This is a genomic window from Methylobacterium sp. Leaf104 (assembly GCF_001422885.1).
Classification (GTDB): Bacteria; Pseudomonadota; Alphaproteobacteria; order Rhizobiales; family Beijerinckiaceae; genus Methylobacterium.
Genome location: NZ_LMMZ01000039.1, coordinates 1 through 16,182 on the forward strand (window position 1 = coordinate 1; position 16,182 = coordinate 16,182).

Sequence of the window (16,182 nt, forward strand, 5' to 3'; positions counted from 1 at the left end):
CGTGCCGCTGCTGCCGAGAGCGCCGATCAGACCGACGAAGTCCGTCGAGGTCCGGGCGATGGTCAGGCCGGAGACGGTGTGCCCCGCCCCGTCCAACCCGCCCGTGAATGGTGCCGAGTTCGTGCCCACGGGCACGAAGCCGCCCGCCCCCCAGATGCCGGAGGCATCGGTGCCGGCGGTCGCGCCCGCGTCGAGGTCGTGGGTCAGGCGGTACGCGGCACCGAGATTGGCCCCCATCAGCTGGAGCTGGTACAGGTTCGAGACCGGGATCACCCCGTTCGCCGCGGGGGCGGCCTGCCCGCGCAGCATCGGCCGCAGGTCGCCCACCTGGTACCACACCCCCGCGAAGTCGAAGCCCGCATAGGCGCTCGCCGTGCGCGCCTGCGCCGTGGTCAGCCCCCTCGCGCCGGTGGTGTTGCCGTTCACCCCCGCGCTCCGCCCCGTGGTCTGCGTGTCCCAGTAGGTGTTCGTCAGCGTGCCGCCGGCGTTGAAGCCGACCAGCCCGCCCACGATGCCAGTGCTGCCGTTGCCGGTGACGGCCCCGGTGGCGGAGGCGTTGCTCACCGTGCCTCCGTTGTTGACGCCGACCAGCCCGCCCACGTTGACGCCGCTGCCGGTGATGGCCCCGGTGGCGGAGGCGTTGCTCACCGTACCACCGCCGGCGTTGGAGCCGACCAGCCCGCCCACGCTGTTGCGGCCGGAGACGCTTCCGCCGAGCAGGCCGATATTCGTCNAGGCGTTGCTCACCGTACCACCGCCGGCGTTGGAGCCGACCAGCCCGCCCACGCTGTTGCGGCCGGAGACGCTTCCGCCGAGCAGGCCGATATTCGTCACCGTGCCGCTGCTGCCGAGAGCGCCGATCAGACCGACGAAGTCCGTCGAGGTCCGGGCGATGGTCAGGCCGGAGACGGTGTGCCCCGCCCCGTCCAACCCGCCCGTGCCGCGACGACCGCGGCCTCTCCATCGTGGTCTCCGAGCAGGTGNCGTGCCGCTGCTGCCGAGAGCGCCGATCAGACCGACGAAGTCCGTCGAGGTCCGGGCGATGGTCAGGCCGGAGACGGTGTGCCCCGCCCCGTCCAACCCACCCGTGAAATGGACCCCGGACGTGCCCACGGGCACGAAGCCCTGCCCGCCCCACCAAGTGGCGGTGCCGGAGGCGTCGATGTCGTCGGCGAGTTGGTAGCGCGCTGCGCGGTGGCCCGCCGAGGTACCCATGCCTTGCAGGCCGTAGACGTCGCTCAGCCGGTACGGCTCGGCGCTCGTGCCGTCCCCGCCCGCCGCGCGCAGGAAGCTCGCCCCGCCGGCGATCCGGAAGTCCGCCGAGGCGAAGCCCGGCAGCATGGCCGCGTTCTGCACCCAGCCGCCCGAGTCCAGGCTGAAGCGGGCGACCGACAGGTCGGCCGTGGCCGTGGCGTTCGTTCCCGCCTGCAGGGTGAGCCCGCCCGCCGGGGCGCTGATCGCCCCGTCGATCGTGATGTTCCCCGCCGCCTGCAGGGTGAGCGTCGCCCCGCTGTTCCACGTCAGCGGCGCCGCCACGGTGATGGTGCCGGCCTGCGCGCCGGCGCTGCCCGCGGCTCCGGTCGAGACCGTGACGTTGGCGTTGCCCAGCGCCGTCAGCAGCGTTCCGGCGTCGATGACCGAGCCGGCACCCGTGGCCGTGAACCCGGACTGGTTGCTGTCGGGCGCGTTCGAGATGGTGATGTCGTAGGGGTCGAGCAGCAGCGTGCCGAAGGCGCCCTTGGCCGCGCTCAGGTTCGTGAAGCCGGTGTAGTCGAGCACGCCCCGGCTCGACACCTCCGCCTGTCCGCCGTTTCCGCCCTGCGCCCCGCCCCGCCCCGCGCCTCGATCCGGCCGGCGAACCGCGTCGCCCGATCCGACCACACCACCACGTCGCCGCCGTCGCCCCGCTCCCGCGCCTCCGCCCGGATCGTGCTTGCCGCATCCACGCTCACCCGCTCGGCACGGGCCAGCGGACCCTGCCCGAGTCGGCCGCCGCCCAGGCGCACCACGCCGCCGCCGGTCGCGCCCGAGGCCTCGATCAGCGCCGCCTGCGTGGCGATCGCCGGCGCAGTGGCCACCACGCGCCCGCCCCGGCCCGCGCGGCCCTCCGCCAGAACCCGCCCCGACAGCGCGAGGCTGTCGCCCGCCTTCAGCCGCGCCCGGCCGCCGGCCGCGCCGGACACATCGACGGTGCCCGCCACGTCGAGCCGCCCGCCGCCGATCCGCACCCGGCCGCCCGCCTCCGGCCCCGCCCCCGAGGCATCGAGCCGGCCCGTGGCGGTCACCGCCACCGCCCCCTCGCCGCCCGAGAGCGTGATGCTCCCGTTGCGCCCCGAGACCGAGCGCGCCTCGACCACCCCCGACAGGTTCACCGCCTGCCGCGCCATGTCCCGCGCGGCGGCCGCGCTCAGCGTCACCGACCCGCCATCCGCCGAGATCGTCCCCGAGTGCCTGACCAGAGCGCCGCGCTCCTTGGCCTCCGTCGGCACCGCAACTTGCAAAAAACCGTCGCCCGAGAGGTCCAGCGTCGCCCGCTCGCCCGCTCGCCCGCTCGCCCGCTCGCCCGAACCGAGCCCGACCCGGCCCATCGGCACCTGGATCGTGCCGGTGTTCGTCACCTGTCCGCCGATCAGCGCCGCGTAGCCGCCGCGCCCGATCGTGATCGCCCCGTGGTTCGTCACCGGCGCCGAAGCGCCCGAGCCGCGGAACTGCCTCCGGCCCGCCTTGAAGTCCTCGTTGGTGATACCGAGCGAGGAGGCGACGAAGTCGGCCGCGTTGACCTGTCCCGAGCCCGTGATCGTCACGCCGTTGGGGTTGACGAGGTAGACCTGCCCGTTGGCGTTGAGCTGCCCGGCGATGGTCGAAGGGGTTGCGCCCGTCACCCGGTTGAGGATCGCCGCGCCTGCGTTCGGCTGGTGGATATCGACCCGGTGGCCCTGGCCGATGGAGAAGCCCTGCCAGTCGACGATCGCGGTCTGGCTCGACTGCCGGATCGCCAGAGTCCCGCCCTGGGGCGTGCCGATGCCAACGCTGCCCGAGACCACCTGCCCGCCGGTCGGTAGCGGCTCGGCCCGGGCCGCGGCGAGGCCGACGCCGACCAGGGCGGTCGAGGCGCGCAGGGCGGTGAGGCGCGCGCGGGCGCGGAGCGGGGCGGAGGGGGCCATGGCGGGGTCTCCGTCAGAACTGCAGGGCGACCGTGACGGTCAGGCGGCTGTCGTCGGGCAGCCCGGCCGAGCTCGACCGTGGCCGCCGCGTTGTTGAAGCTGGAGGACGGCGCTGCGGCGAGCCGCACGCCCGCCCCGTAGGCGGCGGCGCGGGTCATCGGCCGCTCCAGGGCGGTCGGGCGCTGCTGGCGGGTCAGGCCGAAGGCGCCGAACAGGTAGGGGCTGATCACCACCGCGCCGGGCATTTCCTGCGCCGGCGGCAGGCCGCGGCCGAGCTGGGCCGGCAGCGAGACCAGCCCGAACGGCGGGGTGACGGGCTCCACGAAAGGCGCCTGCAACTCGGCGCGCACGACGAAGCCCTCGTCGCCCTGGAGCAGGCCGGCATCGAAGCTCGACAGCCCCGAGAGGTTGGCCAGCCCGATCTGCTCGGAGCGCGGCAGGGCCTGGTTGAACGCCGTCTGGGCGCGGGCGCGCAGGTCGAGGGCGAGGTGCTCGGCCAGCGGCTGCGTCACGGCCAACGCCGCCTCCAGCTTCTGGAAATCCGGCCGCACGCCGAGCCGCGACAGCGGCGCCAGCGCCGAGCCCGTCGAGACCGAACGCGGCCGACAGCCGCCCGGTGAGGACCGCGCCGCTCGGCGCGAACCAGACGAGATCGCCGCCGATGCGGGCGATGCGCAGGCGGTCGTGGGTGAGCGGCGCCGCGACTGGGGTGAGGACGTCGACGCGCTCCTCCTGCGCATCGAAGGCGGCCTCCCCGTTGAGGGTGAGGGCGCGCGCGCGGACCAGGGGATAGCGCAGCCGGGCGGAGGAGCGCGCGAAGGTTGAGGCGATGCCCAGCGTGCCGGGTCCGGCGCGGGGCGGTGCGGGCCTCGGTGGTCTCGAGGTTCAGGGTCAGCCCGTCGGTCCCGAGCGGCAGGATCAGGCCGAGGGCCAGCGCGCGGTTCCTCGGCTCCCCGCTGAGGAAGCTGCGTTCGCCGCCGGTATAGGGCGCCCCCGAGGCGCAGAGGTACAGGCTCTCGCCGTTCCCGGTCGGCGCGTTGAGATCGAGGCCGGTGCCGAGGGTGTAGGTGCCGAGGCTTGCCGCCAGGACGTTGTCGGTGGTGATCAGCCCGGTGACGGGCTTGTAGCGGGCCTCGACCACCAGCACGGTGGCGCCGGGCCGGCGGCGAGCGTCGAGCGCAGCACGGTGCCGGGCGTGTCGCCGGCCAGGAGCACGCGGCGCTCGATCTCGGCCAGGGTCAGGCCGGGGCGTCCGGCGAGGGGGGCGAGCACGGCGGCGATGCGGTCGCGGATCTCGCCCGGCAGGGCCGTGGTGTCGATGCGCTCGATCTGCCCGTCGATGACGAGGAATCGGACCGTGCCGCCGTCCGTCAGGCGCTGGGCGGGCAGGACGACCCGCACGAGGGCGAAGCCCTGGGCGGCTTAGGCCCGTTCCAGTTCGCCCGGGGCGGCGAACAGGTCGGCGACGGTGACGGCGCGGCCGGACAGGCGGGCGGCGAGGTCGCCGGCGATGGGCCCGGGTGCCGGCCGGTCGCCCTCGATGTGCAGGCGTCCGACGCGCAGGGAGAGGCGCTCGGCACCGGCCGGGGCCGCCGGGCCGATGCCGTCGGGAATGGCGAGGCCGCCGCCGCTGCGCTGGAGCGGCGGGCTGAACGAGGGCGGGGTGATCTGCGAGGCGGTCTGCGCCCGGACGGGGCCGCCGAGCGGCAGCCCCGACAGGACGAGGGCGACGACGGCGCGCTGGAACGACGGGCTCACCGGGCTGGCCGCTCAGCGCAGGTCCGCGGGCACGCGATCCCGCCGCAGGTCGTCATCCAGGCGCACCATCACCGATCTCCTCTGCGCCCGTTCCCGCATGGCCGGGGCCGGACGGGTCCAGCGCCCCTGCGCGGTTCCACGCCGCCTCCGCAGGCCGGCGGGCCCGGTCTCGGGTTTGTCAGTCCGGATCGCAAGAGCAGGGCGTCTCTATAGCATAAACACGAGGATAAACCGCCGGACAATACTGGGATTATCTTGATCGGAAACCGCGTCTCAGAATTCAATCGGCCTGGACGAATTTTCCATCGTCGCCGATCCGGAGGGCGCTAGGCTCGCCGCCGTAGCGAAGGACGGCTCGACATGAACCCTGAAGCGGAGACGGAGCCCGACGAGGTCGGGGCGGGCACCGCAGCCACCCCCGAACCGATCCGCCTGCGAGTCGACCGGCACAGCCATCCCGATCCCGCCGTCCGGGCGCGGGTGTGGCAAGCGGCGACCTCCGTCTCGATGGAAACCACGCTCGCATCTGGCGACCTCGACGGGTTTGAGGGCAGCGTCGGCGTCCATCCCGTCGGGGCGTTCCTCGCGGTCGATCTGTCGCTGGCGCCCGCGACGCTGGTGCGCGGGCCGAGCAGCCGCGCGCTTTGGAAGCACGACCACATCATCGCCGATTGCATCGTGTCGGGGCGCATGCACGGGCATGTCGGCGGCCGTCCGGTGGACCTGCGCGCCGGGGATTGCCTGCTGGTCGACCTGAAGGGCGGGATGCACCTGCGGGTCGACCACATGCGGCTCGTCGGCCTGATCATGCCGCGGGCGGTGTTCCAGGCGGCGGCGGGGGAGGCGGTCGCGGTCGACGGCGTCGTGTTCGCGGCCGGCGGCCCGGCGGGACGGGTTCTGGGCTCGCTGCTGACGTCGCTGGCCGCCCAGGCGGAGGGCATCCCCGACCGTGCCGCCCTCGCCCTGGCGCGGGCCGTGGTCGGGGTGACGGCGGCGTTCGTGGCGCCCGAGCGGACCTTGCCGGGCGGCGCGGCATCCGACCGGGGCCCGGTCGCCCTGCCGCCCCTGGCACAGCTGCGGCGCTTCATCGACCGCGAGGCGGCACGGCCGGAATTCGGCGTCGATAGCCTGTGCACGCAATTCGGGCTGTCGCGCTCGATGCTGTACCGCGTGTTCGCCCCCGACGGCGGGGTGGCGGCGGTGATCCGGCGGCGACGGGCAGCCCTGGCGGTGCGGCTGTTGACGCAGCCGGACGCCTCACAGCTCTCCATGGCCGGGGTGGCGCGCGCGAGCGGGTTCGGGACCGAGCGCAGTCTGCGCAACGCGCTGCACGAATTCTACGGCGCGTCGCCGCGCACGATCATGCGCGAGGGGATCGAGGCCGAGACGCGGGACGAGGCGGCGGCGGTGGCGATCAGTCGCCTGTTCGACGACCTTTAGCGGGCTGAAGAGCGGCGCACCGGAAAGGCGAGACGCAAAGTCGGAGGCGATATGTCCGTGATTCAGCCGCAGGTTCTTGGCTGGCCGTCGCGTCGTTCGGCACCGCCATCGACAGCGTCATGCACTCAGGCCCCTCACACGCTGGCGTGGAGCCCGCGCCCGATGGGGTGGTCGGGGCGGAGAGGGGCCGCTGGGTCGCTTCCGACCGTGCAGTGGACGTTCCGAGCGATCGCTTCGGCCTGCCCCCATTCCGTGGCTCCGGTTTGAGGGGCGTTCATCGCCGGTGGCGTAACGATGGTGCGATGAGCGAGCGGCGTTGGGCCGTTCGACTCTCGGGATTCGCGTCAATTCCGAACCGGACGAGTGCCTCGTTGGCCGCGTGTTGCCGCGCGACCTCTTGGTGGTCGCGGCGAGACCCGACCTCGCCCGGTCCAACGGAGGCTGCTCCGTCTCGGCCGTCGTCCGGTGGGGTCGGAGACCACCTGGCTTGGCGGATCAGAACGCCGACCGGCCACGCAGCGATGGCGATCGAGCCGGTGCTCGGCCTTTTCTGCGATCCGAGAGCCATGCCGATGGTCCGCCCCCGGAGCGCAGCATCGTGCGCACCGTGTCCCGTGCTGCAACGACCGTCATTTCGCGCATGAAAACGGCGAGGCTTTCGCCCCGCCGCCGGTCGTCTCTAGGGGTCGATGACTCAGTGGCGTGGGCCACCCGAGGTCTGGCCGTACTGCTGGACCACGAAGTTCGGCTGGTTGGCATTGCCTTCCCGGGCCGAGTCATGGCCGTGGCGGTAGGCGATCGATCCGGTGGTGATGGCGTCGTAACGACGGACCTCGCGGCCACCAGGCGCCGTCACAGTAGCGATGCCAGCGGGAGCAGTGTAACTCTGCGCGAGGGCGGGCGAAGCAATCGCGCTGACGCTCAGGACAAGAGCAGCGATAGCAGAAGAAAGACGCGTGTTCATGGCACAATCCACTTGGGTTTGCGCGGTCTCCGTCGAATGGCGGTGGGCCGTGACTTGCTCGGTGACGTTGATCTAGGCCTGCCTTGGCTGGAACGCCGTGCTATTTGGCACGATCTCAGCGAGCCGAAGTTTTGTGAGCAGGAGTCCGGCGCCATGATCCGTCCACGAACGACCATGCTCTCCTCCGCTGCGCCCCATGCCCCGGAAATCCTCTCCGCGCCGCCTTGGCAGGACACCATCGTGCCGATCGCCGAGGCGCTGCTGAGCCTCGTTTCGGCCGTCGAGAATGGGCCTACGGCTGGGCCCGCGGTGAAAGCCTTTCAGGCCGCGATCCGCCGGAAGGGTGAGGAAGCCTCGGCAGCGGGCGGGCGCGAAGCCATGGAGTCCGCGCTGCGGATCGTCGCCGATGCCGCTCAGGATCGCGCTGAGCGGCGGGACCGCATCATCGGTCAGGCTTGGGCCGGTCTGCACGACTGGCGGCCTGAGGGGCGCCAGCCGTGACGTCCTCAGTATCCGTCGTAGAAGCGTCGCGGACGGTCGTAATCGTAGCCGCCCCGGCGGCCATAGCCATCGCCAAAAGCCCGTACCTCGTAGAGGCGGCGAGGCCCACCGTAGCCACCATAGCCGTAGCCGCGGTCGTTCGGGCGGCAACGGCCCCACGGATTGGGATAGAAGCCGGGGCCGCAGCCGCCGGCCACGAACTCGATCGCGGCCTCGCCGCGGACCACTTCGGAGGGCTCGAGCGACAGGGGAGCGGCCTGTGCGGAGGTCGCCAGACCAAGTCCGGCGGCCATCACCGCGGCTATCCCGAAGATCTTTACGCGCACCATGACCTGCACCTCGTTGGCGCCCGATCCCGGCTCGATCCCGATCGGCGCGATCAGAAGCTGCGCCTGACCTGCTGAACCGCTCCTGACGTCCGCCGCGGCGTTCCGTTCAGGCAATGGCAGGCCGTGATGGGCAGGGGTTCTCGGGAGCCGGACGCGCGAGCCTGACATCGCGGGCATCCTGGACACGGAGGCACTTCGGTCGCTCCTGCCCGCACCATTCCGGCGATGGTCACCGGCCGGCGGGATACCGTGGCTGAACGCTTCGCACGGGGAGATCTCGATCCCGCGGCGGTCAGCCGTGGGACGTCGGCCCATTCTCGACCTAAAAGCTGTTTTCTTGGAACCAATCGGTCAGTCGGCAATCTCGCGCCGCGCCAATCATATGGTTAGTAAAAAGATAATACTTTCCTCGATGATCTGGAGCTTCATCAATCTGATCCGAGTGTTGCGCGTCTGCACTAGTGCTCAGGTCTGCCCTGTCTGTAAGGTCTCCTCATACCGCACCACGAGTTCCCAGGTAGACCCACCATGATCAAGACGCTCATCCTCGCCAGCGCCGCGACCGCTCTCCTCGCTGGCGCCGCTTCGGCCGCTGATCTGCCGCGCCGCGCTGCGCCGCCGGTCTTCGTGCCGGTGCCGGTGTTCACCTGGACCGGCTTCTACGCCGGTTTCAACGCCGCCGCTTCGGCCGCTGATCTGCCGCGCCGCGCTGCGCCGCCGGTCTTCGTGCCGGTGCCGGTGTTCACCTGGACCGGCTTCTACGCCGGTTTCAACGCCGGCTACGGCTTCGACGTCGGCAACAACAACGGCTCGACCGCCGTCGTCGCCACCGGCGCGTCCGGCGTGTTCCTGCCGGGCACGGCCGCTGCGACCAGCCCCTAYGGCGCCGGTGTCGGCGGCCTGCAGGCCAGCGCAGTCGGTCCCGTCGGCGCCATCGCCTACCCGGGCAACTCGTCGAACGACGGCTTCACGGGTGGTGGCCAGATCGGCTACAACTACCAGTTCACCCCGGGCTCCGGCGTCGTCGTGGGTATCGAAGCCGACGCCCAGTACGTCGACTTCGGCCGCAACCGTAACCAGGCGCGTTCGCTCTACGGCATCCCGAACCCCGACCTGACCTTCGTCAACCCGAACGGCATCTCGAGCCTCGACTTCTTCGGCACCGTGCGCGGCCGCCTCGGCTACGCCTTCGATCGCGTCCTGTTCTACGGCACCGGCGGCTTCGCCTACGGCGCCGGCAGCAACGAGCGCTCCTTCGGCGGCTTCCGCGGCAACGACAACTTCCGCACCGGCTACGCCGCTGGCGGCGGCATCGAGTACGCCCTCCCGACCGACTCGTTCCTGAACTTCTTCCGCTCCTCGGCCGTCACGCTGAAGGTCGAAGGCCTGTACGTGAACCTCGATCGCAACAACGCCAGCGACGTGTTCGCCGTCTCCAACAGCACCGGCCTGCAGTTCCGCACCGGCACCGGCTACGCCGCTGCCGTCGGCACCAACCGCCGCGGCGAGACCGAGTTCGCCGTCGTCCGCGCCGGCCTGAACTACAAGTTCGGCTCGTACTANCCCGGCCGCCCGCGCGGCCGAGGGGTCGCGGCGTCGGCCCCCCTGGCACGGGTAAGACCCTGATCGCCCGCGCGGTCGCCGGCGAGGCCAACGTGCCGTTCTTCACCATCTCGGAGTTCCGCACCGGCACCGGCTACGCCGCTGCCGTCGGCACCAACCGCCGCGGCGAGACCGAGTTCGCCGTCGTCCGCGCCGGCCTGAACTACAAGTTCGGCTCGTACTAAGCCGACATTTCGGGTCTCGAAACGGGGAAGCCCGGCCGCAAGGCCGGGCTTCTTCCGTTTGCGGATCCCCGCCGCGCGACAATCCTGCGCGGACGCACCGGAGAAACGCCCAATGAAAAAGCCCGGCTCGACGCCGGGCTTTTCGATGTCGGGCCTCCGTCGGAGCCGCCTGCCGGCAGGCTCTCAGGCGCTGGCCTGGATCCAGCGGGACAGATCGCCCTTCGGCGCCGCACCGACCTTCTGGCTCGCGAGCTGGCCGTCCTTGAAGATCAGCAGCGTCGGGATCGAGCGGATGCCGTACTGGGCGGCGATGCCGGGATTCTCGTCGACATTGACCTTGGCGATCTTCACCTTTCCCTGGAGATCCGCGGAAATCTCTTCGAGGGCCGGGCCGATCTGGCGGCAGGGGCCGCACCACTCGGCCCAGAAATCCACTACGACCGGCTCCGCGGACTGAAGGACGTCCTGCTCGAAGCTCGCGTCGGTCACTTTCACCGTCGCCATGGGGAAACTTCCTTTCCGGTTCCGCACCTGCGGAACCACCTCTTCGCTGTCATCGCGCTGCGAGACCGTGCGCTGAAGGCGAGAGTTGGCGATGGCGGGGGGAACGGTCAAGGCATCCTGCGCCGCAAGCAGGGCTGACATCGCCCAGGAACGCGGATTGTCCACGCCCGCGCGCCGCGGCGATCGATCCGGCCTCGTCGCAGATCGGGCCTCGTCAAAGCGTGTCCGTCGCCCCATGTCCCTGTCGTCCCTGCTCCGGTGGGCCGCCCGGCCGGCCCATGGAGCTCGACCCGAAGCCGGTCTCGGGACCGGCATGGAGGAACACCCGACGTGAAGCGCAACCCGTACAGCCTGCTCGCTACCGCAGCCCTCCTCAGCCTCGGCACGGCCGTCCACGCGCAGGAGCCGGCGAGCGCCGAACCGAGGCAGCCCCGGGTCGGCGGCGAGGCCTTCGCGGCCCCGACCAGCCCGGCCACCGGAAACAGCCCGGCCGAGACGGAAGCGCCGAACGCGCCCTACAAACCGCTCCTGCCGAACCAGACCCGGGCGCCGAAACCGGAGGCCGCCACAAAGGTGAAGACCGAGGTGGTGGCCAAGGGCCTCGACAGCCCCTGGGCGATGGAGTTTCTGCCGGACGGCCGGATGCTCGTGACCGAGAAGGCCGGCAAGCTCCGGATCGTCGCCAAGGACGGCACGCCCGGTCCGGCGATCCCGGGCGTGCTGAAGGTGGACGCCCGCGGCCAGGGCGGCCTCCTGGATGTCGCCCTCAGCCCGAGCTTCCCGGCCGACCGGCGGATCTATCTCAGCTATTCCGAGCCGCGCGAGAAGGGCAACGGCACCAGCGTGCTCCGCGCCAAGCTGATCGAGGAGAACGGCGCCGCCCGCCTCGACGAGGTCAAGGTGATTTTTCGGCAGATGCCGACCTATGACGGCGACAAGCATTTCGGGTCGCGGCTGGTGTTCGCACCGGACGGCAAGCTGTTCGTCACGGTGGGGGAGCGCTCCGACAAGGTCACCCGCGTCCAGGCGCAGGACCTCACCAGCGGCCTCGGCAAGGTCTTCCGCATCGACACGGACGGGAATGCGCCCAAGGACAACCCGTTCTCCGGCGGCGAGAAGGCCAGGCCCGAGATCTGGTCCTACGGACACCGCAACGTGCAGGCGGCCGCCCTCGACCCGCAGGGCCGGCTCTGGACCGCCGAACATGGCCCCAGGGGCGGCGACGAGTTGAACCGGCCCCGCCCCGGCGTGAATTACGGCTGGCCCGAGGTCACCTACGGCCTGGAATACAGCGGCGAGAAGATCGGCGAGGGTAAGACCCAGGCGGGCGGGACCGCGCAGCCGGTCTATTATTGGGATCCGGTGATCGGCCCCTCGGGCATGGCCCTCTATACCGGCGACGCCTTCCCGAGCTGGAAGGATGCCTTCCTCATCGGCGGTCTCGTCAGCGAGGGCATCGTCGCGGTGAAGCTCGACGGGGACAAGGTGGTGACCGAGGAGCGGATTCCTCTCCAGGACCGCATCCGCGACGTCCGGGTGGGCAGCGACGGTGCGGTCTACGCGGTGACCGAGGGAGCGGACGGCAAGATCCTGAAGCTGACCCCGGGCAGCTGAGCGCCCGACCTCGACCGGCGGCCGGGCGGCCCGGCCGCCGCCTTCAGGGATCGGGAAGCAGGCGGGGCCGGAGCCGCCCCAGCATCCGCCCGAAGGCTGCGGGCTCGTCGAGGGCGCGGGCCAGGACGAGCCCGCCCTGGATCGCCGCGACGGCCTCCTCGGCGAGGTCGTCCGCTGCCTCCGGCCCGTGTCCGACCCGCAGCAGGGCCTGGGCGAGGGCTTCGCGCCAGGCCTTGAAGTACCCGGCGATGCGCGCGGCGAAACGATCGCGCCCGTCCGTCAGGGCAAAAGCCCCGACGAGGCAGGCCCGTCCGCCCGAGCGGAAATAGGTATCGGTCTCGGACAGCATCCGGGCGATCGCCGCGCGCGGGTCGGCATCCGTCCGAAGGGGCGCGTAGATCCGGGTCTCGAACCACCCTTCGATCGCGGCGAGAACGGCCTCCGCCATCTCCGCCTTGCCCCCCGGGAAGGCGTGATAGAGGCTGCCCTTGCCGAGTCCCGCGCGCGCGCCGAGGAGCGCGAGGCTCGCGCCCTCGTAGCCGTATTCGCGGAAGACCTCGGCCAGGACGGGAATCGCCGCCCCGCGGATGCCCTCCCCCTGTCCCATGCCGAGGCCCCTAGAGTCCGAGGTCCGTCAGTCCCGGGTGATCCTCCGGCCGCGGTGCGGAGCGGTCCCAGTGGAACCTGCGCTCGGCCTCCGTGATGGCGAGGTCGTTGATGCTGGCATGGCGCTCACGCATCAGCCCATTCGCCTCGAAGGCCCAGTTCTCGTTGCCGTAGGCGCGGAACCATTGCCCGGACGCATCCCGGAACTCGTAGGCGAACCGCACGGCGATCTGGTCCTCGCCGTGCGCCCAGATCTCCTTGATCAGGCGGTAGTCCAGCTCGCGCGCCCATTTGCGCTGCAGGAAGGCCACGATGGCGGGCCGCCCGGAGAAGAATTCCGCCCGGTTCCGCCAGCGGCTGTCCGGCGTGTAGGCGAGCGCGACCTTCTCGGGGTCGCAGCCGTTCCAGCCGTTCTCGGCGGCCCGCACCTTCCGGATCGCGGTCTCGAGCGTGAAGGGCGGCAGCGGCGGACGCGATTCGGACATGACGGACACTCCCCGGCCCACGATCGACGCGACCGCGTTTGTACCGATCGGTACAAACGCGGCTTCGAAACGTCAAGCGTGCCCGAGCAATGTCAGCCAGGCGATGGTCGTGACGATCGCCAGCAAGGTCGAGAGCATCACGGCAGCGGCGACCACGCCGGTCTCGGTCTTGTAGCGCGAGGCGAGCAGGTACGCGTTGATTCCCACCGGCATCGCCGCGAACAGGGTCGCCACGCCGGCATAGGCCGGCGGCATGGTGAAGACGTGGAAGGCCAGGACCCAGACGGCCAGGGGATGGATCACCAGCTTCAGTCCGGTGATGACCATGGCGCTCGGCAGGTCGTGCAGCACCCGGTAGCGCACGAGACCGGCCCCGAGGGCGATCAACGCGCAGGTTGAGGCGGTGCCCGCGAGCGAATCGACCAGCGCCTTGACCATGCCGGTCGGTGCGAGCCCAAGCCCCTTCATGGCGAGGCCGGCGATCAGGGCCAGGAAGATCGGATTGCGCAGCAGGACGAGGGCGAGGCCCCGCAGGCGCTTCAGGATCGAGGTCTGCCCGTCCGCCTCGATCAGGAAGGTGGCGCATCCCATCATCAGGGGCAGGTGCACCGCCAGCAGCATGAAGAGCGGGAAGGCTCCCTCCTCGCCATAGGCTTGGAGAATCATCGGGACGCCGATGAAGACCGTGTTCGACTGGCTCGCGGCGAAGCCGTGCAGGATCGCGCCGCGCCGCTCCACCCCCTTGCGGCGCAGGCTGAGGACCGAGCCGATCAGCCAGGAGAGGCCGGCGCCGCCAAAGTAGCTGAACCAGTAGGACGGGGTGATCTCACCGGTCAGCCCGGGCCGCGTCAGGGTGGCGACGATGAGGGCCGGGACGGCGATGGAGAAGACGTATTCCGAGAGGCCGTCGCTGACCTTGTCGGACAGGAAGCCGGCCAGGGCCGCGATCCAGCCGACCAGGATGAGGCCGAAGATCGGGGCGACGAGCGACAGGACAGTCATCGAAGTCGAGCCGGTCCTTCCAACGCGAACGGCCACCGTACGCGCTCAGCGTGCGGCGGCCGTTCGGGAACCCGATGAGCTTTCGTCCGATTCGAAGGCGACTCGCGCCGACGCGAACCGGTCCGTTCGACGCCTCAGGCGGCGACGGGCGTCTCGACCTCGGCGAGCTTCTTGTGCAGCTCGCGCTTCAGGAGACGGGCCGTCTGCGACAGCTCGATCTCGCGGGCCTTGATGAGGAAGGCATCGAGGCCGCCGCGGTGCTCGACCGAGCGCAGGGCATGGGCCGTGACGCGCAGGCGCACCCGACGCTTGAGGGCGTCCGACTGCAGCGTGACCTGACACAGGTTCGGCAGGAACCGGCACTTGGTCTTGCGGTTCGAGTGGCTCACGAGGTGGCCGGTCTGCACGGCTTTGCCCGTGAGTTCGCAACGGCGCGACATTGTTCTATTTCCCGTCTCGTTCCGCATGTCCGACAGGCTGGCGGGAAACCAAGACCGCGTCGCGGAAAACGGCTTCTCGCACGCCAGGCCCGGTGGAGCGGCGTTCTCATTGAAGGCGCGAGCCTATAGGGGACAGTGCCCCTTGGCGTCAAGGTGCGGGACGATCTTTCGCGCCAATTCGCCGGCGGCGACGCTTGCGATCCGGACCCCGCGATTTCAAGCGCGACTGTATCGCCTCCAACGATGTGTTAACCATGAGCGCGGACGATGCCGGTGAGATGTCCCCGGTCCGTTCGACCGGCGACCGACAGCCAACCCCGAGTCCCCAGCCATGTGCGGCACCCGCAAGCGCCCCGCCCCGCTCTTCCTCCTCGGCGCCAGCCTGCTGACGCTCGCGGCCGGCCTCGCCGCCGCACCCGCGGCGCAGGCGCGGCCCAAAGCCGCGAAGGCGGCCGCGACCGTCACCGTCGATTACGACATCGCCCTGGCGGGGCTGACCATCGGGAACGCCCAGGTGGCCGGCGCCTTCGAGGGCTCGGGCTACCGGATGGACGTCTCGGCCCGGCTGACGGGCCTCGCGGGCGTCGTCACCGGTGGCATGGGCTCGGCCCGCGCCAGCGGCGCCATCGCGGCGTCCCCGCAGCCCAACACCTTCGCGATCGCCACCAAGACCACCAATTCCGGCATCGCCGTGCGCATGGCCCTGGCCCGCGGCACCGTCACCCAGGCGGAGATCACCCCGCCCCTGATCGACATGGGCGACCGGGTGCCGATCACCTCCGCCAACAAGCGCGGGGTCATCGATCCGGCGAGCGCCCTGATGATGCCCGTCCAGGGACGCGCCGATCCCATGGACCCGGCCAATTGCAACCGGACCCTGCCGATCTTCGACGGGGCGACGCGGTTCGACGTCGTGTTGAGCTACGGCGAGACCCGCAGCGTGGCCAAGCCCGGCTACAGCGGTCCCGTCCTCGTCTGCAATGCGCGCTACACCCCCATCGCCGGCCATCGTCCGGACCGGCCGGGCGTGAAGTTCATGGAGGACAATCGCGAGATGTCGGTCTGGCTCGCTCCGGTCGAGGGCACCCGCGTGCTCCTGCCGGTGCGCATCGCGGTGCGGACCACCGTCGGCACCAACATCATCGAGGCGACCCGGTGGACCCAGACCGGCGGCCAGCAGGGCAGCACCACGGTGTCGGCCCCCGGTAACCCCGTCACGCAGGCCAGCCTCGCGCAGTGAGATCCTCCACCGGCAGGCGGACCGGCCTGGGCGTCGCACTCGCCGCGCTGTTCACCCTGGCCGCCGGGCAGGCTCCGGCGCAATCGACCCTCTCGACCGGGCCGGATTGCGGCGGCGACGCCTATTCGTCGGCTCAGGTCATCGAGAACCGTCCGCCCCGTCGCGGCCCCCTCACGGCCATGCCCGACACCCTCTGCGCCGATGTCGCACCGCATGGCGCGCGGCCGCCCGTGGAGATCGGAATCTACCCGAGCCTCGGCACGTCCGGCCTGCCGCCACGGGATGGCAGGCAGGGCCATGGCGACCCATATGAGGCGCAGCCGCCACGGCAGCGCCGCCCCTGAAGGC

18 protein-coding genes and 1 pseudogene are annotated in these 16,182 nt (G+C 71.2%); 8 read left to right on the forward strand and 11 right to left on the reverse strand.

The features are described from left to right. Together ASF49_RS24895 and ASF49_RS19670 are read right to left on the reverse strand one after the other, a co-directional pair. Positions 1-687 (reverse strand): GLUG motif-containing protein (locus ASF49_RS24895; protein ID WP_442919040.1); only part of this gene is annotated, 687 nt, incomplete at its 3' end. Between the two features lie 1,061 nt (positions 688-1,748). Further along, the gene (locus ASF49_RS19670) at positions 1,749-3,164 is read right to left on the reverse strand and encodes a two-partner secretion domain-containing protein (RefSeq protein WP_056477127.1); all 1,416 of its coding nucleotides are present in this window, start codon (positions 3,162-3,164) and stop codon (positions 1,749-1,751) included. 32 nt (positions 3,165-3,196) lie between these two features. Between ASF49_RS19670 and ASF49_RS24900 the strand changes: the two genes are divergently transcribed. After that, entirely contained in the window at positions 3,197-3,784 is a 588-nt protein-coding gene (locus ASF49_RS24900; protein WP_156653110.1) for a hypothetical protein, read from the forward strand. A gap of 484 nt (positions 3,785-4,268) precedes the next feature. Here the strand turns inward: ASF49_RS24900 and ASF49_RS23925 are convergent, their stop codons facing one another. Both ASF49_RS23925 and ASF49_RS24090 read right to left on the reverse strand, forming a co-directional pair. Beyond that, complete coding sequence (locus tag ASF49_RS23925) at positions 4,269-4,565, reverse strand: hypothetical protein (protein WP_056477133.1); 297 nt, start codon at positions 4,563-4,565, stop codon at positions 4,269-4,271. 21 nt (positions 4,566-4,586) lie between these two features. Beyond that, positions 4,587-4,922, reverse strand: a complete 336-nt coding sequence (locus ASF49_RS24090) for a hypothetical protein (protein WP_056477136.1) — start codon at positions 4,920-4,922, stop codon at positions 4,587-4,589. A gap of 360 nt (positions 4,923-5,282) precedes the next feature. On the opposite strand from ASF49_RS24090, the gene ASF49_RS19690 reads away from it, so the two are divergent. Then, positions 5,283-6,362 (forward strand): helix-turn-helix domain-containing protein, encoded by a 1,080-nt coding sequence (locus ASF49_RS19690; RefSeq protein WP_056477138.1) that lies wholly within the window; start codon positions 5,283-5,285, stop codon positions 6,360-6,362. Between the two features lie 694 nt (positions 6,363-7,056). Here ASF49_RS19690 and ASF49_RS23330 read toward each other — a convergent pair. Continuing rightward, the gene (locus ASF49_RS23330) at positions 7,057-7,326 is read right to left on the reverse strand and encodes a hypothetical protein (protein ID WP_082511434.1); all 270 of its coding nucleotides are present in this window, start codon (positions 7,324-7,326) and stop codon (positions 7,057-7,059) included. 153 nt (positions 7,327-7,479) lie between these two features. On the opposite strand from ASF49_RS23330, the gene ASF49_RS19695 reads away from it, so the two are divergent. Further along, positions 7,480-7,827 (forward strand): hypothetical protein, encoded by a 348-nt coding sequence (locus ASF49_RS19695; RefSeq protein ID WP_082511435.1) that lies wholly within the window; start codon positions 7,480-7,482, stop codon positions 7,825-7,827. Positions 7,828-7,832: 5 nt separating this feature from the next. Here ASF49_RS19695 and ASF49_RS19700 read toward each other — a convergent pair whose 3' ends face one another. Then, positions 7,833-8,156 carry a GCG_CRPN prefix-to-repeats domain-containing protein gene (locus ASF49_RS19700; RefSeq protein ID WP_056477520.1) on the reverse strand — a complete coding sequence of 108 codons (324 nt, stop codon included), beginning with the start codon at positions 8,154-8,156 and terminating at the stop codon, positions 7,833-7,835. A gap of 528 nt (positions 8,157-8,684) precedes the next feature. Between ASF49_RS19700 and ASF49_RS24630 the strand changes: the two genes are divergently transcribed. Next, a partial coding sequence (locus tag ASF49_RS24630) for a hypothetical protein (protein ID WP_244472841.1) occupies positions 8,685-9,718 on the forward strand: 1,034 nt, incomplete at its 3' end. A 1-nt stretch (position 9,719) separates the two neighbouring features. Further along, positions 9,720-9,832 (forward strand): annotated as a pseudogene (locus ASF49_RS23335) (AAA family ATPase); the annotation flags it as partial. 294 nt (positions 9,833-10,126) lie between these two features. On the opposite strand, the gene trxA reads toward ASF49_RS23335, so the two are convergent. Continuing rightward, complete coding sequence (gene trxA, locus ASF49_RS19710) at positions 10,127-10,447, reverse strand: thioredoxin (protein WP_055956782.1); 321 nt, start codon at positions 10,445-10,447, stop codon at positions 10,127-10,129. A gap of 330 nt (positions 10,448-10,777) precedes the next feature. Between trxA and ASF49_RS19715 the strand changes: the two genes are divergently transcribed. Next, positions 10,778-12,061 (forward strand): PQQ-dependent sugar dehydrogenase, encoded by a 1,284-nt coding sequence (locus ASF49_RS19715; protein WP_056477144.1) that lies wholly within the window; start codon positions 10,778-10,780, stop codon positions 12,059-12,061. Positions 12,062-12,104: 43 nt separating this feature from the next. Here the strand turns inward: ASF49_RS19715 and ASF49_RS19720 are convergent, their stop codons facing one another. From ASF49_RS19720 to rpmB, 4 genes are all read right to left on the reverse strand, one after another. Further along, positions 12,105-12,668, reverse strand: a complete 564-nt coding sequence (locus ASF49_RS19720) for a TetR/AcrR family transcriptional regulator (protein ID WP_056477147.1) — start codon at positions 12,666-12,668, stop codon at positions 12,105-12,107. Between the two features lie 10 nt (positions 12,669-12,678). Next, a complete protein-coding gene (locus tag ASF49_RS19725; protein ID WP_056477150.1) occupies positions 12,679-13,152 on the reverse strand; it encodes a nuclear transport factor 2 family protein in 474 nt (157 codons plus the stop codon). Between the two features lie 72 nt (positions 13,153-13,224). Further along, on the reverse strand, positions 13,225-14,154 hold the full coding sequence (locus ASF49_RS19730) for an AEC family transporter (protein WP_056477153.1): 930 nt from the start codon (positions 14,152-14,154) through the stop codon (positions 13,225-13,227). A 134-nt stretch (positions 14,155-14,288) separates the two neighbouring features. After that, a complete protein-coding gene (gene rpmB / locus ASF49_RS19735; RefSeq protein WP_056185141.1) occupies positions 14,289-14,594 on the reverse strand; it encodes a 50S ribosomal protein L28 in 306 nt (101 codons plus the stop codon). A 331-nt stretch (positions 14,595-14,925) separates the two neighbouring features. On the opposite strand from rpmB, the gene ASF49_RS19740 reads away from it, so the two are divergent. Continuing rightward, positions 14,926-15,834 (forward strand): DUF3108 domain-containing protein, encoded by a 909-nt coding sequence (locus ASF49_RS19740; RefSeq protein WP_056477156.1) that lies wholly within the window; start codon positions 14,926-14,928, stop codon positions 15,832-15,834. After that, positions 15,831-16,178: a hypothetical protein gene (locus ASF49_RS19745; protein ID WP_056477159.1), complete on the forward strand. Its 348-nt coding sequence runs from the start codon at positions 15,831-15,833 to the stop codon at positions 16,176-16,178. Before ASF49_RS19740 ends, ASF49_RS19745 begins: the two co-directional genes overlap by 4 nt. The last annotated feature ends 4 nt before the right edge of the window (positions 16,179-16,182 follow it).